The sequence below is a fragment of the Pseudarthrobacter sp. TE3704 genome, assembly GCF_056279405.1.
In genome coordinates this window covers 477,766-497,193 of record NZ_JBWCCJ010000001.1, presented here as the reverse complement: position 1 = coordinate 497,193, position 19,428 = coordinate 477,766, and the positions used below count along the sequence as shown (strand labels likewise).

The 19,428-nt window shown below is 64.4% G+C and carries 20 protein-coding genes; 5 read left to right on the top strand and 15 right to left on the bottom strand.

Annotation, left to right across the window (positions count from 1 at the left end; all coding sequences use genetic code 11):
• The first annotated feature begins 9 nt into the window (after window positions 1-9).
• Complete coding sequence (locus tag ACZ9BC_RS02330) at window positions 10-1,074, top strand: EAL domain-containing protein (RefSeq protein WP_476244557.1); 1,065 nt, start codon at window positions 10-12, stop codon at window positions 1,072-1,074.
• Between the two features lie 91 nt (window positions 1,075-1,165).
• Here ACZ9BC_RS02330 and ACZ9BC_RS02325 read toward each other — a convergent pair whose 3' ends face one another.
• A complete protein-coding gene (locus ACZ9BC_RS02325; RefSeq protein ID WP_476244556.1) occupies window positions 1,166-1,405 on the bottom strand; it encodes a DUF6480 family protein in 240 nt (79 codons plus the stop codon).
• Window positions 1,406-1,540: 135 nt separating this feature from the next.
• Between ACZ9BC_RS02325 and ACZ9BC_RS02320 the strand changes: the two genes are divergently transcribed.
• On the top strand, window positions 1,541-1,999 hold the full coding sequence (locus ACZ9BC_RS02320) for a hypothetical protein (protein ID WP_476244555.1): 459 nt from the start codon (window positions 1,541-1,543) through the stop codon (window positions 1,997-1,999).
• Between the two features lie 15 nt (window positions 2,000-2,014).
• On the opposite strand, the gene ACZ9BC_RS02315 is transcribed toward ACZ9BC_RS02320, so the two are convergent.
• From ACZ9BC_RS02315 to ACZ9BC_RS02305, 3 genes are all read right to left on the bottom strand, one after another.
• Complete coding sequence (locus ACZ9BC_RS02315) at window positions 2,015-2,827, bottom strand: glycerophosphodiester phosphodiesterase family protein (protein WP_476244554.1); 813 nt, start codon at window positions 2,825-2,827, stop codon at window positions 2,015-2,017.
• A 67-nt stretch (window positions 2,828-2,894) separates the two neighbouring features.
• Window positions 2,895-3,143 carry a hypothetical protein gene (locus ACZ9BC_RS02310; RefSeq protein ID WP_476244553.1) on the bottom strand — a complete coding sequence of 83 codons (249 nt, stop codon included), beginning with the start codon at window positions 3,141-3,143 and terminating at the stop codon, window positions 2,895-2,897.
• 105 nt (window positions 3,144-3,248) lie between these two features.
• Complete coding sequence (locus ACZ9BC_RS02305; protein WP_476244552.1) at window positions 3,249-4,067, bottom strand: HAD family hydrolase; 819 nt, start codon at window positions 4,065-4,067, stop codon at window positions 3,249-3,251.
• A 159-nt stretch (window positions 4,068-4,226) separates the two neighbouring features.
• Between ACZ9BC_RS02305 and ACZ9BC_RS02300 the strand changes: the two genes are divergently transcribed.
• Entirely contained in the window at window positions 4,227-4,682 is a 456-nt protein-coding gene (locus ACZ9BC_RS02300; RefSeq protein WP_476244551.1) for a DUF6278 family protein, read from the top strand.
• Between the two features lie 157 nt (window positions 4,683-4,839).
• Here the strand turns inward: ACZ9BC_RS02300 and ACZ9BC_RS02295 are convergent, their stop codons facing one another.
• The 5 genes from ACZ9BC_RS02295 to ACZ9BC_RS02275 all read right to left on the bottom strand — a co-directional run bounded on the left by ACZ9BC_RS02295 (window position 4,840) and on the right by ACZ9BC_RS02275 (window position 9,030).
• Window positions 4,840-5,406, bottom strand: coding sequence for a hypothetical protein (locus tag ACZ9BC_RS02295; protein WP_476244550.1), 567 nt, complete (start codon window positions 5,404-5,406; stop codon window positions 4,840-4,842).
• Between the two features lie 650 nt (window positions 5,407-6,056).
• On the bottom strand, window positions 6,057-6,755 hold the full coding sequence (locus ACZ9BC_RS02290) for a hypothetical protein (RefSeq protein WP_476244549.1): 699 nt from the start codon (window positions 6,753-6,755) through the stop codon (window positions 6,057-6,059).
• A gap of 157 nt (window positions 6,756-6,912) precedes the next feature.
• Window positions 6,913-7,647 (bottom strand): hypothetical protein, encoded by a 735-nt coding sequence (locus ACZ9BC_RS02285; protein WP_476244548.1) that lies wholly within the window; start codon window positions 7,645-7,647, stop codon window positions 6,913-6,915.
• Between the two features lie 134 nt (window positions 7,648-7,781).
• Window positions 7,782-8,138, bottom strand: coding sequence for a helix-turn-helix domain-containing protein (locus ACZ9BC_RS02280; RefSeq protein ID WP_476244547.1), 357 nt, complete (start codon window positions 8,136-8,138; stop codon window positions 7,782-7,784).
• A gap of 1 nt (window position 8,139) precedes the next feature.
• On the bottom strand, window positions 8,140-9,030 hold the full coding sequence (locus tag ACZ9BC_RS02275) for a tyrosine-type recombinase/integrase (protein ID WP_476244546.1): 891 nt from the start codon (window positions 9,028-9,030) through the stop codon (window positions 8,140-8,142).
• A 437-nt stretch (window positions 9,031-9,467) separates the two neighbouring features.
• Between ACZ9BC_RS02275 and ACZ9BC_RS02270 the strand changes: the two genes are divergently transcribed.
• Entirely contained in the window at window positions 9,468-9,899 is a 432-nt protein-coding gene (locus ACZ9BC_RS02270) for a LexA family protein (protein WP_476244545.1), read from the top strand.
• A gap of 36 nt (window positions 9,900-9,935) precedes the next feature.
• Window positions 9,936-11,234: a Y-family DNA polymerase gene (locus ACZ9BC_RS02265; RefSeq protein WP_476244544.1), complete on the top strand. Its 1,299-nt coding sequence runs from the start codon at window positions 9,936-9,938 to the stop codon at window positions 11,232-11,234.
• Between the two features lie 42 nt (window positions 11,235-11,276).
• Here the strand turns inward: ACZ9BC_RS02265 and ACZ9BC_RS02260 are convergent, their stop codons facing one another.
• The 6 genes from ACZ9BC_RS02260 to ACZ9BC_RS02235 all read right to left on the bottom strand — a co-directional run bounded on the left by ACZ9BC_RS02260 (window position 11,277) and on the right by ACZ9BC_RS02235 (window position 19,364).
• Entirely contained in the window at window positions 11,277-12,113 is an 837-nt protein-coding gene (locus ACZ9BC_RS02260; protein ID WP_476244543.1) for an alpha/beta fold hydrolase, read from the bottom strand.
• Window positions 12,114-12,189: 76 nt separating this feature from the next.
• Window positions 12,190-13,149, bottom strand: a complete 960-nt coding sequence (locus ACZ9BC_RS02255; protein WP_476244542.1) for a lipid kinase — start codon at window positions 13,147-13,149, stop codon at window positions 12,190-12,192.
• Window positions 13,150-13,346: 197 nt separating this feature from the next.
• Complete coding sequence (locus ACZ9BC_RS02250) at window positions 13,347-14,948, bottom strand: APC family permease (RefSeq protein WP_476244541.1); 1,602 nt, start codon at window positions 14,946-14,948, stop codon at window positions 13,347-13,349.
• Window positions 14,949-15,067: 119 nt separating this feature from the next.
• Complete coding sequence (locus ACZ9BC_RS02245) at window positions 15,068-16,621, bottom strand: aldehyde dehydrogenase family protein (protein WP_476244540.1); 1,554 nt, start codon at window positions 16,619-16,621, stop codon at window positions 15,068-15,070.
• 31 nt (window positions 16,622-16,652) lie between these two features.
• Window positions 16,653-18,365, bottom strand: coding sequence for a choline dehydrogenase (gene betA / locus ACZ9BC_RS02240; RefSeq protein ID WP_476244539.1), 1,713 nt, complete (start codon window positions 18,363-18,365; stop codon window positions 16,653-16,655).
• A 414-nt stretch (window positions 18,366-18,779) separates the two neighbouring features.
• On the bottom strand, window positions 18,780-19,364 hold the full coding sequence (locus ACZ9BC_RS02235; protein ID WP_079596944.1) for a TetR/AcrR family transcriptional regulator: 585 nt from the start codon (window positions 19,362-19,364) through the stop codon (window positions 18,780-18,782).
• Window positions 19,365-19,428 lie beyond the last annotated feature (64 nt).

Sequence of the window (19,428 nt, the reverse complement as noted above, 5' to 3'; positions counted from 1 at the left end):
GCGTAGCTAATGTCGGTTCGTGTACAGGCATGGGGAATTATTGCCGCGGTGTTGGCGGATACCGATCCGTCCGGAGCCGCCGTCCGTCAGCGCCTTAGCAACAGCCTCGACGAGAACCCGGGCGTCCCGGAACGGGCGCTTCTGGAATACCTGCTGGAAACGCGGCGGAGTGAAGCCAATACGGTGGAAACCCTGGAAAGTGCCAGGGAGATGCGCCTGACGCCCCGCGTCATTCCGCCAAAGCTTGCGGAACACATCGACGCGATCCGCAGCATGTCGCGCATCAGCGCCCTGCTCGAAAGCCAGATGCTGATGACGGCTTTCCAGCCCATTTACGGGCTGGCGGGGAAAAACGTGGTGGGCGTGGAAGCACTCTCCCGCTTTGTCAGTGACGACGGCGCTGCCGCGGAACTGTGGTTCGCAGAGGCCAGGGCAGTCGGCCTGGGCGCCAACCTTGAGTTCTCGGCACTGGGATCAGCCGCAGCGGCCGCCAAGGACCTTCCGCCGCATCTTTTTGTGTCCCTGAACATTTCGCCCGCGTCATGCCTCGATCCGCGGCTGCCCGAGTTGTTCGAGCACATCGACCTTCCCGTCAGCCGCGTGGTGCTCGAATTGACGGAAACCATCGCGGATGAGCAGTACGCGCAGTTTATTGCCGCGGTCACTCCCCTGCGCGACAAGGGCCTGCGGATTGCGGTTGACGACACCCATTCGGGTGCCGGCGCCCTGAGCCGCATGGTGCACCTGCGGCCTGATTTCCTCAAAGTGGGCCGGGACGTGATCGGCGAGGTGGACAGCGACGGCATTCAGCGTGCCCTGGCTGCCTGCCTGGTGGACTTCACGCAGCAGATCGGCACCACCCTGGTTGCGGAAGGCATCGAAACGGTCGGCGAGCTGAAGGTCCTTACCGAACTCGGGATTGACGCCGGCCAGGGCTACCTCTTGGGCCGGCCCTCGGTCCGGCCGCAGGACTGGGCGTCCTGGAACACCCGCCTTGACGTGGACGGCCTCAACCGGCAGCTGGTCGGCACCGAGCAGTCCGGCCGGGATTCCCAGCCCACCGATTCCCCCTAGCCCGGACCGGCGCCAGCGGGACGTTTACAAACAACGGCTGAGGGGCGGGCACTGTGCCCGCCCCTCAGCCGTTGGTTTGTGTTCGCGCGCCTTACTCGTCGTGGCCCTGGTCCCCGCTCATCTGGTCCTCGGCCGGCGGCGTCTCTCCGGGAGGCACTCCCCCGCCGGGCTCCAGGCCCGTGATGTTGCCTTCGGCGGGATCGGGGTTCGGGGTGCAGGCCGAATTCTCGCCTCCGCCGGTGCCGGTGCCGGTGCCCGTATGGCCTGCCCGCGGTTCCTTGCCCGGCTGATCAGGGTTCGCGGGATCATTTTCCGGATGGTAGCTGCTCATCATGCGTGTCCTTTCCTGCCCGGCCGTGGTTCTTTGCCCCAGCTCTGGACTAATTGTAAGCATGCTGATAATTCTGGAAGGGAAGAGCGGGGCGGCCGCTGGGGCGCCCCGCATACGATGTCAGGAGGAGCAGTCATGGGAATCGGCGACAGCATCGGCAAGGCAGCAGAGAACGCCATGGAGGATCTTGCGGGAACATCCAAGCCCACGGAAAAGCTGAATGTTCCCGACCCCACGGACCCCAATGACGATGTGGAGGTCCACTCCTCCATCAGCGAAGGCTCCAACGCCATGGAGGCCGAAAAACAGAAGGCCCCGGGGCTCAAGACCGGCGCCGCACCCGGGCCGGTTTCCGAAAGTCCCTTTGGCGGGGATATAGACGAAACGAACAATGACAGGGCGGAAGCAGGGCGTGGAACGGGCGACGACGGCCTGGCAGGAGATGCGTCTGCGCCTACCGGCGGGGCCGGGGCGGCAGGCAGCGGAGGTCCCAGCGGCGTAAAGGGCGGACTGCCGGACAGCAACCCGGACGAGTTGCGGGCCGACCCGACCGAAGGCGACCAGGACCCGTCCACCAGCACCGGCCGCGGCTAGAACCACCACAGCGGATCAGGCGGTTGGCCCCGGCGGCCACCCGCCTTTTTCCGTGAGGACCTCCTTGAGCAGGTCCGCGCAGTCGGTGACGATCCCGTCGACGCCCATCTGCAGGAGGCGGCGCATCTCGGTGGGGTTGTTGATGGTCCAGACGTGGACCACCAGCCCCAGGGCATGGGCCCGCCGGACGGATCCGGGCGTCACCACCCTGATGATCCCCCGCCGTACCGGAACCTGCAGCGCCTGCACGTCGCGCAGGATCCGGCGCATCAGCCAGCGGAACACCGGGCCGGGCAGCACCGGGCCCAGCAGGGTGAAGAGGCCGCTGGACACAACGCCGGCGGAGGCGGCCACCGGACGGCTGAGCAGCTTCAGCACCGCCCGCCGTCGCCGGTCCGAGAAGCTTGTCACCAGCACCCGGTCATGCACCTGGTGGCGTTCGATGGCGGCCGCGGTGCTCTGCACCGAGTTCCAGTCCTTGACGTCCAGGTTGAGCCGGACGCCGGGCAGCCCGGCGACCAGCCCGTCGAAAGTAGGGATCGGCTCGCGGCCGCCGATCCGGAACTTCGCAATCTCAGCGGCGGGAAGATCCGAAACCTTGCCCCTGCCGTCGGTGACCCGGTCCAGCGTGTCGTCGTGGAAGAGGAGCAGCACGCCGTCGGAAGTGGTGTGCACGTCGGTTTCCACGTACCGGTAGCCAAGGCTTGCGGCGGCACGGAACGCGGCCATGGAATTTTCCAGGCCGTCCATGGAAAAGCCGCGGTGTGCCATCGCAATGGGCAGCTGGTTCCCGTCGGCGTCCGGGTTGGCGAAGAACGGCAGGCTCACAGTGCGAGCGTACCTGAGTGCCCTGCCGGCAGCGGTCCGCCTGAGGCGCGCCGCCTGTTCCCGCTAGTTAGTCCTCGTGGGGCAGGATTTCGATGCCGTCGCCGCAGTGCAGCAGCGTGCGCCCGCGGCCGCCGTCGAGATTGATCCACACAACCGTGTTGTCAGGGGTGATGGCGTCCACCAGGCCGCCAGTCTCGAACCCCGGCGAGAGCAGGACGCGGACGCGGTCACCCTGCCGGAGCTTTTTCCAGTGCGGAGCGGGCGTTGCCCTGCGCAGCGGTGCATCGGCGGTTTCGCGCTTGACGTTCTTTGCCATCTTTACCCCTTAGGCCAGCAGGAGAGGAGTCTGCTCTCCGGGCTCCACGCTACGGAGCAAAGATGAACGCCAGGTGAGCGCCAGCTGAGGATACGACGGCGGGAATCAGGCCTGCCGCGCGCCCAGCGAAGCGAGCCGCGCCTCCAGGACCTGGGCCACGCCGTCGTCATCAAAATGCGGGGCCCGCTGCCCGGCCGCCTCAATGGCCTCCGGGTGGCCGCTGGCCATGGCATAGCCGTGGCCGGCCCAGCGGAGCATCTCGATGTCGTTCGGCATGTCGCCGAACGCCACCACCTCGGAGGCGTCGATGCCCAGCGCCCGGGCGTACTCGGCCAGCGTGACGGCCTTGTTGACGCCGGGCAAGGACAGTTCGAGCATCGCGACGCCCGGGGAGGAGTGTGTGGCGGCGGCAAGATGCGCGACGGCGGGGCGCACCTCCGCGAGGAAATCGTCCGGCGTGCCCTCGCGCACGATGGCGAGGAACTTCACCACGGAATCATCGGCAGCAAGGGTGTCGGCGAGCGGTGCGGGGGTGAACTCGGACAGAAGTTCACTGGATCCGTTCTCGATGAAGCCGGGCTCAAGGTGGAAACCGGTCAACGTTTCTGCCGCGAACAGGGCGGCAGGGCGCAGCTGCTTGATGAGGCGGCGCAGTTCCAGGACGGCGTCGAGGGCGAGGGTGCGGGCGGAGACCAGCCGGTCGGCTTCGAGGTCCCAGACCACGGCGCCGTTCGAGCAGATCACGCGTCCGGTGTGCCCCAGCTGGTCCTGCAGCGGGTGCAGCCAGCGCGGCGGGCGGCCGGTCACAAAAACGAGTTCGACGCCGGCGTCCCGGCAGGCGTGGAAGGCGCGGACGGTGCGGTCACTGATTTTTCCGTCATGTCCGAGGATCGTTCCGTCAATGTCGCTCGCTACCAACCGCATCCTGCCAGTCTACGTGGGTTGCTGGGAGGGGGTTCCTTCTGCCAGGAGGGTACTGGTGGACCTCCACGTAGAAAGCCACCAAGTGCCCCGGCCATTTCCCAAATCTCATGACCGGCTTGCGGGCGCTGCTGCTCGAACAAGTCGGGATAGCATGACGGCATGCCTGACCAGGACGAAACCGAAGAACCGCTTCAATCACTGCCTCTTGGGATGGCCCGGGGATATGCAGAGTACAAGCCCGCTTCCGATCGGCCCTCGACTCGATTGACCAACGTCGGGGGCTACGACGAGCTCCTTGAGTTCTGCCGGGCGAAGGGATTGGCCCTCCCTCGCACTCGGCAAGGACTCGCAGTAGTCGATTCTCTGATTGAGAAAGCAGAAGATCGAACGACTCTGGAAGCACTCGTCCGCCCCATAGGAATGTTCTTTGGAGATGTTCTGACCCACGCCGTTCCGGGCGCTGAGTGGAAAGTCATTCATGAAGACTTCCCAGAGGTCAAAGTAATAAGGAACACGAATGTCTCCGTGATCCATGTTGCTCGGAACCGGTTGAACCGTGGCCTGCCGACGCTGGTGATGAACTACGACCATGCCCTCGATTTGATCGATGGTTAGTAGGGCGCTTCAGGAAGTCCGCAGTGTTCCTGGACCCTTGAATGTGTAATGCCGATACGCAACCGGCAAAAGGATCCTTTATCGGGCGGGCCCCGATTCCTTACCAACTGGACGTCCAGCAGAGGCATTGCTCTGTCTTTGGACCACCGCTTGGAACCTACGCCTTAGTCGCAGCGGCTGCTGCCCGCAGCGTGGGAGGGGGCATGTGGTCCGCGCCGACGTGGATCACGATGGCCTTGCCCAGCACTGTTTGATATGCGCGGTAGCCGCGAATGTGGAGAGCGATTGCATCCTGGATGCGACCGTCAATGGTCACTTCGGATTCAGAAGGTGTGGCCAGAGCGGCGAGCTTTTCCTGCTGGATACTTAATTGCTGTCCTCGCGGGCGCTCGGGGTCGCTCGTGGGGTCGTTACCAGTCGACTCGGCGTTCACGCTGAATTCGATAAGTGCTGAGCGCAGTGGGTCGCCAAGCTGCCCGTGTGCAGGTGGCGAGGGTAATTCACGAATGGTGCGAACCCGCTCCACGAGCTGGTAATCAACCAAATAATCGACGTCCAGATACCAGATCTGACCGTTGAAGCCTCCGCCGCTGATACTGGGCGTGGTGCCTGGCACCGCACTGTCTAGTACGGCGATAGGTTGGCCAAACTCGGCCAACATCTCTTCAGAGCCAGGGATCTCCCGTGGCAATGGCAATGGATCCCCAACGTTCATGAACTCCATGCGATCAGGGTACTCGCAGCCGCGGCTGATGGTAACGGCCGCCGGTCCCTGCAACTTCGTGGAGAATATTGGTGGACCCCCACGTAGGACTCCAGCAGGTTCGGCCCCCGCCAGCAGTGGCCCACAGCCATAGAAACGTGTCACGGAGTCGAGGAAGGGCATGGGCGACCCACCGGATATACAAGGACTCGTAGCAGTGCCATCCTGAAGCGAAGGAGACCTGGTTCGGATTGGGGATAACGAATGGCTGACGAGGGCCAACCAAAGACAAGTTCATTGCCTATGGGCTCTGACCAATTGAAGAGGAAGCGCTATGCGCGGAACTCCACCCTTTTCATGGCCGCGATGGCGCTCACGTGGCTGGCTACGTCCCTCGTGCAAGGACCAGATGCAGTTACGTATGAGTTCAACCTGGTACTGGCAGGCTTGTTCGCGATCGCAACGATTATCTGGTTACTCAAATGGAGAAGGGCCCGAGGCGGATCGAAGTAGCTTGTCGCCTTCAGAAGCGGGCTGCGCAAGCTTCCCCTGAATTCAGGATTGTGCAGAGGGCTTGTGAGTACTAGCTGGCAGGTACTCCTATGGCGTTGACATGGTTGGCGAATGGGCGCCGGATGAAGAGCAAGACCACCCTTCGGCAGGAGAAGCTGCTACTTGTCCGTTGTGTCACGACGAACTGGAAGATTTCCTGCATAACTGGCGGAGACGGCGGCATTCCAACGAACCGTAGTGGACGGGGCAAGCCCGGTGAGGCGGGCGAGAATTGGTGGCGGAAGTTGTTGCGCGAGTTGTCCGAGGGCTGTTGCCCGGGCCGCGCGGGGCCTGATGCCAATGACCCCGAGTCGCTTGCGGAGCGCCGGTGCACCTATTGGGTGTCCGTGAAGCGGACCTGGGAAGAGCCACTGCATGTCCTCAGCATTCCCCCCGAATCGCATCACCCGTCGCCTGCCGGCCGCTTGCCGGGCGTATTCGCCAAGTTCATCCGGTAACCGAAGCGGTTCGTGCCCGAAATGGATCCAGACGCTCTCGTTCGTGAAGGTGATGTCTGCCAGAGACAGCCCCCGGATCTCGTGGCTTCTGAAGCCGTAGATGATGACCAGGCCTGCGGCCAAACGCAGGCCAGGCTCGATGTTTTTCTGTGGATCAAGGATCTGACCCAGAAGCATTGCGCGTTCGTGCTCGGGGGTGAGGAAAACTGCAGGGAGGTTGGATGCCGGCGGTGGGGGGATTTTCAAGGTTTTTCCTGTGCCGTTGATTTTGCACCACTGTAGGAATGCCTTCACACGGTGACGTTCAGTAGGGCCTCCGGCGAGCCAAGCGTCCATGGTTGCCTGCTCGACGGAGTTCACCGTTAGGCGTTGGGTGTGGAGGATGTGTAGCAGCGCGTGCACTTGGGCAAGTTCCCGGCGCTGGCCGGCGAACTGAGCCTCGGTTCGGCCCTCGCGTCGTGCCTTTCGCAGATGCCGCCAGCGCGCGAATCCGGTGAACGAGCGTCGGTCCCTGTCGTCAGTGATGGTTTCTGATGGCCCTGAGAATCCATTGCTCAAAGGCGTGGAGACGCTCGTTCCGTTCAGGCAGGACGCCGGTGGCGACGAGGAAGGAGCGCAGCATTCCCGCTCCGGGCCGACCCGCTGCGTCGAGGGCTTCATGACAGATGTCGGCCTCGCTGCCAAGGAGTTGGCCTAGGATCCTCCAGTTCCTGCCGCTACCTATCATCGTGTCCAGATAACGGGCGTCGGCGTCCAGCAAGATATCCCGCACATATTCGAGGGCTGGTCGCTTTGACAGTTGTTCCGGTGTGAAGAGCGCTTTGACTTCGTCTCGGCGGCGGCAGCCTTTGCAGAGCCGGTCTTTTGTCAGATAGCCAATTTGTTCGCAGCGGACGCATGCCTTTAGGACTTGCTCGTGGGATCGCCAGCAACCGGAGCAAAGGAGCACGCCGCCGATTCGGCCGGTCGACTGCCGTTCCTTGCCGCACTGGGCGCAGATTCCCCTCGACCCTGCTGATCCGGGAAGGTGGCGCTGGCCGATCATCTTTTGAGGGAGTCCGCTGTCGCGGAGTTCGTCCGCGAGGGCAATCAGATGTGGGCTCCTTTTTCCTGATGCCCGGTTAGGGCCTAACCCTCTGATGCTCAGCTCGAACCATACTCTTAGCCGGTCGTCCCGGTCTGGCAGCGCTGAAGCCACAATCCTGGATACAGACACGGGGTCTATGCGGTATTCGGGGTCGATCCGTTCCATGATGCGATCACAAAGGTGTGAGGTTGCTGTCCTCAGGTGCACCTGCCAGCAACCCTCACAAACAAAACCGCCGGTGACAGGTTCGCCGGAATCGGCATAGCCGCCGCATTCCAGGCAGGGCAGTGTCTTCGGCATCAGCTCTTGTCATTGGGGATTATGGCCGCGCGTTTGGGCCTCAGTCCCTTTTCCCGCAGGAACTCCAGGCCCTTTTCAGTGCTTAGAGCGTCTTCGGTGCCGGTAGCGCGACCACGGGCCGAAGGCACGCGCACTTTGCCTATAAGGTCGTCTGCCGAACAGTCCAGGGCGTCCATCAGCGCAACGAGCACCTGCAGGTTCAGCCTTTCGGGTTTCTCCGCGGCCAGGCGGTAGACCTGACTGGCAGAGAGGTGCACTCCGCGCTCATTAAGAAGCGGAATCAGCTTGGTTGTGCTGAATAGCCCGCGGGTAGCCATGACTTCCCGGAGCCGCCATTCATAATCCAAGGTGTTCATCTCACTGCCTTTCCGAACCCGCGGCCTGAAGCAGTCCGGAGATCGCTTTTCGCATCATGGTGTTCGCGAAATCGCCACTCACCGCAGTGTAGATCGCTGTCGTGGCCTGATACGCGTGGCCTACCTGGCGTTGGATAAACATTGGATCGACACCATCCTCGGTTAAATGCGTGACATAGCTGTGCCTCAACGCGTGCGGGGAAAGCACCTGGTCCATCCCGAGCTCGTCACGGTACTCACCGAACCGCCTGCTCACGTCATCAGCCCGCAACCTGCGTCCGCGTTCGGAAACCCACAGGGCGTTCGAGGATTCATCGCGCACCAGTGGCCATATATTCTCCACATAGTCTCGGACCGCATCCGCCGCCCACTGATGCAAGGTCGCAACGGAGCGACGCTTCGGCGCCCCTCCCCTTGAAGACTTCCCGTTGCGGACAAGCAGCATCCCGAAAGATCCGAACTCCGGGGCATGGGGGTTGCGGTAGAAATCCGTAACGTCCAGGCCAGCGGCCTCGCTCGCGCGGAGTCCCCACGCATACGAAACCTTGAACAGCGTCGCGTCCCGGTAGGCGATGAACGACCCCTTCCGGCCCGAATCCAGGCGCAGGCCGACCTGCTCATCGGCATGGTCGAACAGCTGCTGAAGCTCCGAACGGGTTAGAGGGCGCCGCCGGGACCGGCCCTCGTAGTCCTGCAAATGCCGGGTCGTGTTCCACTCGGTGCAGACCTGCACAGGGTGTGTACCAAACCGGGACTCACACTCCGCGACCCAGTCATAGTGCGGCGAACAGATGAAGTCGCAGAACTGCGCCACAGCGTTCTGATAACCCCGGATCGTCGAAGGGGCCAGCCGTCGAACGGTGACCAGGTCCTCCATCCATTCATCAAACAAGGCGGCACTCCAATTCCAAGGAAAGGCTCCCGCCGACGTTCTGAAACGCTGCACAACGTTCAAGTCAGACTGCACTCCGGAGGCTCTGAGGTTCCGTCCTCCCACGCGCTGTGCTCGCCACCCCTCAAGCATGGCTGAGAAGACTGCCTCTTCCTCGTCAAGGAATGACACCCCAGGCGCCAAGAACAACGACGCCGCCCCTGCCGGAACCCTTTTTGAGCCGCCCACTCGTCCCCCTAATGCAATATTCCTGCATTAAACGCAGGATATGAGCAGGACGTCAAGCTGGGTAAGGTCAACTGGAAGCCTCACCGGGGATCATGAAGCCTTCTGCCCACACCGATCCTGCATCAAACGCAACATGGTGGAGAAGGTCGATTGTCGGCGGCTGGCGCTACACTGAATGAATCGAACATATTTTCGAATAAGGGTGTGTTGTGGGCGTTATTATTGGTCCCCGCGTGATAGATGCGGGCGCCTCGTTGTTCTCGGTGCTGATCTCTCCGGTCGCAGTGGCGGCGGGCTTTCCCTCGCCCGCGCAGGACTACTTCGACGGCCGGATCGACCTGAACGCGCACCTGATCAAGGACATCACCAGCACGTTCGTGGTGCGGGTGACCGGGGACTCCATGGAAGGCGCCGGGATCAGCCACGGTGACGAGCTGATCGTCAACCGGGCCCTTGAGCCCAGGGACGGTTCCGTGGTGATTGCGGTGCTGGACGGCGAGTTGACCGTCAAGCGCCTGCGCATCACCTCAACCGGCGTGGTGCTCCAGGCGGAGAACCCGAAGTATCCGGACATCAAGGTCCCAGCCCTGTCCGAGCTCACCATCTGGGGCGTGGCCACGAGGTGCCTCCATCATGTGTGAAGGGTATGCGCCCGTTCGGCATGCCGGAGCAGGGCAATGACTAAGCCCGTCCTGATGCGCCGGATGCCGCAGATCGCCCATGTTGACGTGAACTGCTTCTACGCCTCGGCCGAGCGGGCGTTCGACCCCTCCCTGGAGGGCCGGCCGCTGGTGGTGCTGTCCAACAATGATGGATGCGCGGTGACGCGGTCCCCCGAGGCGAAGGCACTCGGCATCGCGACCGGCGAGCCCTGGTTCAAGCTCGCGCCGCGCGCCAAGGAGTGGGGGCTGGTGGCCAAATCGAGCAATTACGAGCTCTACGGGGACATCAGCGCCCGGGTCATGGAGCTGCTCGGCAGGCACTCCGCGTGGATGGAGGTCTACAGCATTGACGAGGCCTTCCTGGGCGTCAAAGGCGACCCGGACCAGCTGCTGACCCTTGGCCGGGATATCAAGGACGCCGTCCGCCGCCACGTCGGCGTGCCGGTGTGTGTGGGGATTGCCCCTACCAAGACGCTGGCCAAGCTGTGCAACAAGTGGGCCAAGAACAACGTGGCCTTTGGCGGGGTATGCCACTGGGACAGTGTCCCCTGGCCGCAGCGGGAGTCCTTGATGGGGCGGCTGTCCGTGGAGGAGATCTGGGGCATCGCCGGCAGGCTCACCAGGCGCCTGAACGTGATGGGCATCTTCACGGTCCTGGACCTGGTCCGCGCCGATCCCGTGGTAATCCGGGACAAGTTCTCCGTGGTCCTGATGCGCACGGTCCTGGAGTTGCGGGGGACTCCCTGCATTCCCATGGAGGAAGAGCGCATCGGCCGGGACCAGCTGATCTTCTCCCGCTCCTTCGCCAAGCCGGTCACCACCGCAGCGGGACTGCGGCAGGTGCTGGGCATCTACGGCCAGCAGGCCAGTGCCAGGCTCTCGAAACACGGGCTGCAGGCAAAGGTCCTCACAGCGTTCGCCGCCACATCTCCTTTCCGCCAGCAGGAGCAGGCTTATCCGTCCGTCTGCGTTTCCCTCCCGATGCCGACGGCGGATCCGCTCCTGCTGACCCGGGCCGCGCATGCGCTGCTGCCCAACATCCGCGACGGCCTCCGGTACGCCAAGGCAGGGATCATGCTCACCGATCTGCGGCCCACCGGCAACCAGTCGCCGCTGGAACCTTTTGAGAACCGGCATGAAGAACGGGCCATCGGCCCGCTCCTGGAGGACGTGAGCCGGCGCTTTGGCCGCGGCTCCATCGGGCTGGGGCAGGCCGGCATCAAGACGGGGTTGGACTGGACCATGAAGCGCGACATGCAATCACCGCGGTACACCACCCACTGGGACGAGCTCCCCCTGGTCAAAGCCGCCTGATCTGCGGCTTTGGCAGCCAGTGGAGGAACTGCAGTGGCTCCTTCAACGGTCGGCCCAGCCGACCGGGGCGGGCGCATCGAGGAACGTGGTCACCACCTCACGCACCAAATCGGTCCGTGCGAGCCCGAAGAAGTGCGTGGTGCCGGGGAAGACCGCGAGCTGCGACGCAGGCACACCCTCGAAGTCGCCGTTCACGTCTCCCCCGCGCAGTTGGAGGAATTTCACCGCGTGGTCGAGCTTGACCATGTCGCAGTCGCCCACCGTGAAGAGCGTCGGCGCCTCGATTCCGCGGATGTCGTCGTCGCTCCAGCCAGGCTCGCCCTCGCCGTAGTGTGCCAGCTTGTCCAGCAGGCCCTGCAGGTGCCCGCGGTCCGGATGCGGAGACACGGCAAGGTAGCGTTCCTCCATCGGAGTTCCCGCGATCATGTCCACCGTCATCTCCGCCACAGCTTCGGAGTTGCCGCCGCGGTCGCCCTCCGGCCGGAACGCTACCGACGACACGATGAGCTTGCGCACGAGTTCCGGGTGCTTGATCGCGAGGTGCAGCGCCACGGCAGCCCCGACGCTGAATCCGAAGACATCAACCTTGTCGACGGCGAGGTGCTCGAGAAGCCCGATAACATCGGAGGCCAGGTGGTGCGTGGCCAGTGGCCGGTCGATGTCGTTGGTGCGCCCGTGCCCTTGGAAGTCGGCGGCGATCACCAGGCGCCCGGCCGACAGGCCCGGGATCAGTGCACCGAACTGCTGCTCAATGTCGAACAGCCCGCCGTGCAGGAGCAGCAGCGGGGTGCCGCCGTCGCCATGCAGCTCGTAATACATCCGGAGCCCGTTGACCGGCGCATAACCGGTTGCGGGCTGGGCCGGCGTTGTATCGGTCATCTTCGAACCTCCTCGGGCCCTGTGCCTGGTCGTGCAATCCTTGCATCGTGTGCACGCGCCCACCAGTGCTGATTCCTCAGGCGGACGGGGCCCCCGGCGTGTGCGGCCCGTCGAACATTGCGCTGTTGCTGGCCTGCGGCACGATGACGTGGACGGCGTTCCGCTGGATGGTGAAGTCCGTGGGCGTGGCGGCCGCGATTTCGCCGTCCAGGTTCACGGGCATGGGCGGCTCGGTGACCAGGCGGACCCGCCGCGTGGTCAGGTGGTACACCCGGTCGTGTTCAATAAAGCTTCCGTTCCTGAGCAGCCGTGCGATCTTTACGTGCTCACGGAACGGCGCTGCCAGGATTGCGTAGATGTCAAGGATGTGATCGTCGATTCCCGCCGTCGGCGAGACTGTGTTGCCGCCGCCGTAGTGCCTGCCGTTGCCGACGGCCACCTGGAGCAGGCCCTCGAGGTGCATCGGCTCATGGTCCTCCTCCGGGAACTCGAGACGGGCGGAGAACGGTTCGTGCCGGGAATACGAACGCAGAGTGGCAATGCCGTACGCCAGCGGCCCGAGACGCCGCTTCAGGCGAGGGGTGAGAGCCTCCGTAACCCGCACGGACAGGCCGGCGGAAGCGACGTTGAGGAAGGGCTGGCCATTTGCCCTGCCGAGGTCGATGTCCACCACCTTCCCGCCTGCCACCGCAGCACATGCCTCCGCCAAATTGTTCGGGATCTCCAGCGTGCGTGCGAGGTCGTTGGCGGTGCCCAGCGGAAGAACGCCCAGCACGACGCCGGTGCCGGCAACCCTGCCGGCGGCGTAGGAAACCGTCCCGTCACCGCCACCCACCACCACCAGGTCATGACCGTCCGCAACCACCCGGTCGAGCGTCCCGGCCAGTTCGGCCCCCGAGTGAACGTGGTGCACGGCGGAGACCGGCACGCCCGCCTTCTGCAGGGCATGCACCGCCAGCTCCCTGGCAGCCGCCCCCCGGCGTGATCCGGAGTTGATCACCACGGCAGCAGAGCGGGCCTCTCGGGCAACCTTCATGGGGCCATGGTAGGTGGATTACCTTGGGAAGTCCCTGCGGGACGGCCCAGCAACGGGACGGCTTCACGGGAACCGGCCATAACCAGCACTGACGGGCATCCCTTCGCAGGTTACACAAAGGGATGCCCGTCAGGACTGGCAGCGCGTCCGGGGTTGGACGATGCCAGGGGTAGGTATGGGCTAGTGGTTGATACGGGCTACGGGTGGGAAACGGGTGCTGACACCAGTTGAGGCGCGGCTGGAGCATCCGGCCCGCTGACATCCGGAGCCGGGTGGGCGATTGCGGCGTGTTCGGCCAGGACGCCCGTCTGGTGCCTGATCTTCAGGCGGTACAACAGGGCCCCGCCGCCGGCAACGGTGGCAACGAAGATCACGCCGCCCCACTGCAGGTACCACTCGAATGGGGGTACCGAGTTGTAGATTTCCGGGCGGGGCCAGATGAGGTTCAGCGTCATGGCGCCGCCCCACAGGACCGCGAGGATGTTCACGGGCAGCCCCCACTTGCCCAGGCTGAAGCCCGGCTCGGTGCCGTCATCCGCGAGCGGCCACTTTTTCTGGAACCGCTTGCGGAGCAGCGGAACGGTGACCAGCAGGTAGGACAGGTAGATCAGGACGATGCTGATGCTGGAAAGGATGGTGAAGATGGCGGGCTGGGAGACGTTGACGATCAGCGGAATGATGGCGATGAGTCCGATGACGATCGCCGCCACCGTGGGCGTCTTCCGCTCCGGGTGTACCTTGCTGAGCTGGCGGCTGAAGGGCAGGTTGTTGTCCCTGGCCATGGCGAACATCATGCGGATGGCGGCGGCGTGAACGGCGAGGGTGCAGACGATCACGGCCACCACGATGCACCCCAGGAACGCCTTGCCGAAGGGGCCTCCCAGGACGGAGAGCACGATGTACTGGAGGCCGCCGTCGGCGGCGCCCAGCTTGGGGTCGCTGAGGTCGGGGGCGGCCAGGAGTCCGCCAAGGAGAATCAGGCCGCCGAGGATGAAGGACGCCGTGATGGCACGGAGGATGGCCTTGGGTGCGGTCTTTTTCGGGTCCTTCGTCTCCTCGCCGAGGGAACTGGCCGTGTCAAAGCCATACATCACGTAACCGGAGGCCATGGCACCGATGAGGAACACCCCGAAGAAGCCAAGGTCGTGGTCCATGCCGTAGCCTTCTGTGCTGAAAAGGACTTCCGGCCCCCGCACCACATGCCAGCCAAGGGCCAGGATGAGGAGCACGGCGGCTGCGAGCTCCACGAAGACGCCGATGCTGTTGATCTTGGTCATCAGCTTCACGCCGAAGGCGTTGATGAGGGTGGAGATGGAGATCATGATGCTGGCGAGCAGCACGCCGTTGAGGGCGAAATCGTAGGTGCCGGTGCCGTCGCCGATGATCTGGAAACCGGACCAGATCTGGGGCAGGGTGAGCTGCAGTGCAAGGGCCACGGCTCCGAGCGCCACGATCGAGGAGATGAGCAGCAGCCAGCCCGCCAGCCAGGCGAACGTCCCTGACGAGAGCCGCTTGGCCCAGTTGTAGACCGAGCCGGCTACCGGATACCGTCCGGCAAGCTCGGCGAAGCAGAGCGCCACCATGAGCTGGCCGGCGAAGACGAGGGGCCAGGACCACGCGTAGGCGGGGCCGGCCATGGAAAAACCAAAGTAGAACAGCTGGAATACGCCGGTGAGAATGGAAATGTAGCTGACTCCGGCCGCGAAACTGGCGAATTTGCCGATGCTGCGGTCCAGGGTCTGGGCATAGCCGAACTCGTCCATGCCGCTTGAATCAGTACTCTTGCTGGGTTCGAACATCTGAACTCCTAAGTGGAAAAGCACGATGGTGATGACCCATGGCCGCCATTGGACACGGGTTATATCGGCGGCCGGGCGCCGCGCCGGCGGCGCCCGGCCATGTCCCCCAAATGCTGGTGCTAGCCGGCGGTCCCCACCCCGGCGTCATCGGCAGGTGAGCCAAACCAGCCGCTGGGCGCGGGCTGGATGTTCTGCCAGATATGTTTTGCCTCGCGGTATTCGTTGAGGCCGGCGCTGCCAAGTTCCCGGCCGATGCCGGACTTCCCAAAACCGCCCCACTCCGCCTGCGGGACGTATGGGTGGTAATCATTGATCCATACTGTTCCGTGCCTCAGGGCTCCCGCAACGCGCTGTGCTTTCGATGCGTCGGACGTCCACACCGCACCAGCCAGGCCGTACTCCGTGTCATTGGCGATGGCAACGGCCTCCTCCTCGGTCCGGAACGTTTCGATGGTCAGCACCGGGCCGAATGACTCTTCCCGCAGCACACTCATGCCGGAGCGGCAGTTGCCAAGCACGGTGGGCGGGTAGAAGAACCCGTCCGCAAGGGGCCCGTCGTCGGGAATGAAGCCGCCGCACAAAAGCTCCGCGCCTTCCGCGATGCCGGCCTGGACGTAGGCGTGGACCTGATCGCGGTGCTTTGCGGAAATGAGCGGACCCGTTTCCGCATCGGGATCGAACGGTCCGCCCATGCGGATCCTTTTGGCGCGTTCCACCACCTCGGCCACGAAGCGCTCCGCGATGGTCTCCTCGACCACGAGGCGCGCCCCTGCCGAGCAGACCTGGCCGGAGTGCAGGAACACGGCGGTCAGAGCGTTGTCGACGGCAGCGTCCCAGTCGGCGTCAGCGAAGACGACATTGGGGTTCTTCCCGCCGAGTTCGAAGGCGACCCGCTTCACGGTCTCCGCGGCCGCCGCCATGATGGTCTGGCCCGTGGCCAGGCTCCCCGTCAGGGAGACGAGGTCCACGCGCGGATCGGAGCTGAGGAGGGGGCCCACCCTCGATCCGGATCCCGTGACGAGGTTCGCGACGCCGGCCGGAACGCCGGCCTCTGCCAGGGTCTCCATGAGCAGGATGGAGGTGGACGGTGTGAGCTCGCTGGGCTTGAGCACGAAGGAATTTCCCGCAACAAGTGCCGGCGCCACTTTCCAGGCCGCCTGCAGGAGCGGGTAGTTCCAGGGCGCGATGAGGGCACAGACGCCGAGCGGTTCGTAGACCACACGGCTGATGGCGTTCGGCCGGCCCGTATCGATGACCCGGCCGGCATCGAGGCCCGCTATCTTGCCGTAGTAGCGGAAGCAGGAGGCAATGTCGTCAATGTCGTATTCGGCCTCGACGAGGCGCTTGCCTGTGTCCAGTGCTTCGGCCCGGGCGTACGCCGCCTTGTCCCGCTCGAGCAGCGCGGCGACGCGAAGCAGGACCTCGCCGCGTTCAATGTCGGTCAGCCGGCGCCACGCACCGCCGTCGAACGCTGCCCGGGCACTGGCGATTGCCCGCTCCGCGTCCTCTACGGTGGATGAGGCGACTACCGCCACTTCGCGCCCGTCCGCCGGGCAGCGCACAACGGTTGTCCCGCCGTCGGACGCCTGGTGCCAGGCACCGTCAATGTACAAGCCCTTGATGGCATCCTGCGCTTTTCCGGCGTCGCGGACCTGCTCAGCGGTGGCGGTCATCGTTTCTCCTTTTCCAGTCCATCAATCATGCCTATGCCTTTGCCGCAGGGGCAGCCGCAGTGCCGGCGCCGTTACGCTCCAGCGGGCTGATGCCGTGCCGGTAGAACTCGGCATGCTGCGGCGCCAGCGGGGCCTTCCCGGCGATCAGGTCGGCTGCCTTCTCGGCGAGCATCATGACGGGGGCGTAGATATTGCCGTTGGTCACGTACGGCATGGCCGAGGCGTCCACAACCCGGAGGCCCTGTGTTCCGTGGACGGACATGTCGAGCGGGTTCACCACCGCCATCGGATCGGACTCCGGCCCCATCTTGGCCGTGCAGGAGGGGTGCAGGGCGGTTTCCGCGTCGCGGGCCACCCAGTCCAGGATCTCGGCGTCGGTCTGCACGGCCCGGCCGGGTGAGAGCTCGCCGCCGTTGAAGGGGCCCATGGCGGACTGGCCCAGGATGTCGCGGGCCACGTGGACGGCCTCGACCCATTCACGGCGGTCCTGGTCCGTGGACAGGTAGTTGAACACCATGGATGGATGCACCGTGGGGTCGGTGGACTTGATCTTGAGGGTGCCACGGGCGTCGGAGTACATGGGCCCGATGTGCACCTGGTAGCCGTGCTTGGCATCCGCCTTCTGGCCGTCGTAGCGGACGGCGACCGGGAGGAAGTGGAACATCAGGTTCGGGTACGCGACGTCCTCGTTGGAGCGGACGAAGCCGCCGCCTTCGAAGTGGTTGGTAGCGGCCGGGCCCTTGCGGCCGAAGAGCCACTGCATGCCGATCCACGGCATGCGCCAGACGTCCAGAGCCGGCTGCATGGAGACCGGCTGGGTGCAGGCATGCTGGATGTAGACCTCCAGGTGGTCCTGCAGGTTCTCGCCGACGCCGGGAAGGTTGACCACGGGGTTGATGCCCAGGGAGTTCAGGTGCACCGCTTCGCCCACGCCGGAGAGCTGCAGCAGCTGCGGGGTGTTGATGGCGCCGCCGGACAGGATGACCTCGCCGGCGTTGACCACGTGGGTCTGGCCGTTGCGGCGGTAGGTGACGCCGGTGGCCACCGTGCCCTTGAAGTTGACCTTGGTGACCATCGCCCGGGTCAGGACGGTGAGGTTCGGGCGGCGTGTATTGGGGCGGATGTGGGCCCGGGAGGCGGAGAGTCGCTGGCCCTTGTGGACGTTGCGGTCGAAGGCCGCGAAGCCTTCCTGGCGGTAGCCGTTGACGTCGTCGGTCAGGGGGTAGCCGGCTTCCTGGGCGGCTTTGAAGAACGCCTGGAAAAGCGGGTTGGTGGCCGGACCGCGTTCCAGGACCAGCGGGCCGTCGTGGCCGCGCAGTTCGTCATCCGGGTCCGCTGCCAGGGCGTTTTCCATTTTGTTGAAGTAGGGCAGGCAGTGCGCGAAATCCCAGGTATCCATGCCGGCGTCGGCGCCCCAGCGCTCGTAATCGAGGGGGTTGCCGCGCTGGAAGATCATGCCGTTGATGGAGCTGGAGCCGCCCAGGACCTTGCCGCGGGCGTGTGCTACGCGGCGGCCGCCCATGAAGGGTTCCGGGTCGGATTCGTAGCGCCAGTCATACAGCGGGTTGCCGCTGGGAAAGGTCAGCGCGGCAGGCATCTGGATGAACAGGTCCCAGGGGTAGTCGCTGCGTCCGGCCTCAAGAACCAGGACGCTGCTGTTGCCCCCTTCGCTCAAGCGGTTGGCGAGCACGGAACCCGCGCTTCCTCCGCCGACGATGACATAGTCGTAGTGGGTTTTTGTCATGCTGGAAACTCTCTTTCTACCTGGTGCAGGCCAGCCGCTGAGGGCTGGTGGTCCTTCTTCCGGAAGCCGGCGATACACGGCGATGCCCCGGAAAAGCGTTGGAAATCCCTGAAGTGGTGGATGCGGACCGCTGATGAATCAGCGCTGAATCAACGCGGTTCCGGAAATCCATGAGCTGTGGTGTACGTCATACTCATGCACAGTAATCCACATTGAACAAGTGTTCAATAGTCCGACTGGACAAACGTTCAAGATTTAACGCCGACGAAACATCGCGAGGTGAAATGGAGGCGAAAAACCGTCCCTGGACGTCGAATATGACGGGCTGCTGTCATGAACGCGGAACCGCAGCGGCAGGGTGCAGCGCTGGAAGTGCGGACGGCTTCGATCCGCGAAAGAGGGTAAAGCGGGCCGCTAAGCGGCGAAGGCGATCTCTTCGGTCCGGGCGATGCTCCGGCGGATGGAATCCTTGTCAACACCAAGGAGCGCGGTGAGCCACATCCCGTTTTGCACCACGACGATGTCTGCGGCCCGCTCCCTGCACTCGTCATTGGAAAGCCCGGGCCTGGCATTGCCGATCAACGTCGCGAGCCCCTGGAGGTAGCGCTCAAACGCTGCCGCGTTGATGGCTGCGAAGTCTTCATGGGCCTGTGCCAGCGCCCATAAATGGAGCCGCAGGGACAGATATTGTGTGGTCAGCAACTCCGGGCCCGCGACGCGCTGGAGGGCCTTCTTCAGCTGCTCGTCGGGCGGCGAGTCGGGGTCGGGCGTGACCAGCATCAGGTCATGCTGGTCGATCCGGTGCAGGGCCGCGCGGATCAGGCTCGACTTGTCTTCGTAGTAGTAGTTCACCAGCCCGAGGGCGACGCCCGCTTCCCGGGCCACCGCGCGCATATTGACGCCTGAGATGCCGTGGCGCGACAGCAGGGCCAGTGCCGCCTCGAGAATGCGGGACTGCCTGTCAACCTGTTCGCCGGAGTTCACGGTGCTGGTATCCACTTGGCCAGACTATGGGCAATACGGTGGTGGCGCATCCCGCAGCAGGGTCAGCGCGGCGTTAGCG

Excerpts from the sequence above, each read along its gene's own strand:
- ACZ9BC_RS02250 (WP_476244541.1), bottom strand. The coding sequence starts at position 14,948 with ATGTTCGAACCCAGCAAGAGTACTGATTCAAGCGGCATGGACGAGTTC.
- ACZ9BC_RS02280 (WP_476244547.1), bottom strand. The coding sequence starts at position 8,138 with ATGAACACCTTGGATTATGAATGGCGGCTCCGGGAAGTCATGGCTACC.
- ACZ9BC_RS02330 (WP_476244557.1), top strand. The coding sequence starts at position 10 with ATGTCGGTTCGTGTACAGGCATGGGGAATTATTGCCGCGGTGTTGGCG.
- ACZ9BC_RS02320 (WP_476244555.1), top strand. The coding sequence starts at position 1,541 with ATGGGAATCGGCGACAGCATCGGCAAGGCAGCAGAGAACGCCATGGAG.
- ACZ9BC_RS02305 (WP_476244552.1), bottom strand. The coding sequence starts at position 4,067 with ATGCGGTTGGTAGCGAGCGACATTGACGGAACGATCCTCGGACATGAC.
- ACZ9BC_RS02325 (WP_476244556.1), bottom strand. The coding sequence starts at position 1,405 with ATGAGCAGCTACCATCCGGAAAATGATCCCGCGAACCCTGATCAGCCG.
- ACZ9BC_RS02265 (WP_476244544.1), top strand. The coding sequence starts at position 9,936 with ATGACTAAGCCCGTCCTGATGCGCCGGATGCCGCAGATCGCCCATGTT.
- betA (WP_476244539.1), bottom strand. The coding sequence starts at position 18,365 with ATGACAAAAACCCACTACGACTATGTCATCGTCGGCGGAGGAAGCGCG.
- ACZ9BC_RS02310 (WP_476244553.1), bottom strand. The coding sequence starts at position 3,143 with ATGGCAAAGAACGTCAAGCGCGAAACCGCCGATGCACCGCTGCGCAGG.
- ACZ9BC_RS02255 (WP_476244542.1), bottom strand. The coding sequence starts at position 13,149 with ATGAAGGTTGCCCGAGAGGCCCGCTCTGCTGCCGTGGTGATCAACTCC.
- ACZ9BC_RS02300 (WP_476244551.1), top strand. The coding sequence starts at position 4,227 with ATGCCTGACCAGGACGAAACCGAAGAACCGCTTCAATCACTGCCTCTT.
- ACZ9BC_RS02295 (WP_476244550.1), bottom strand. The coding sequence starts at position 5,406 with ATGGAGTTCATGAACGTTGGGGATCCATTGCCATTGCCACGGGAGATC.
- ACZ9BC_RS02260 (WP_476244543.1), bottom strand. The coding sequence starts at position 12,113 with ATGACCGATACAACGCCGGCCCAGCCCGCAACCGGTTATGCGCCGGTC.
- ACZ9BC_RS02285 (WP_476244548.1), bottom strand. The coding sequence starts at position 7,647 with ATGGAACGGATCGACCCCGAATACCGCATAGACCCCGTGTCTGTATCC.
- ACZ9BC_RS02245 (WP_476244540.1), bottom strand. The coding sequence starts at position 16,621 with ATGACCGCCACCGCTGAGCAGGTCCGCGACGCCGGAAAAGCGCAGGAT.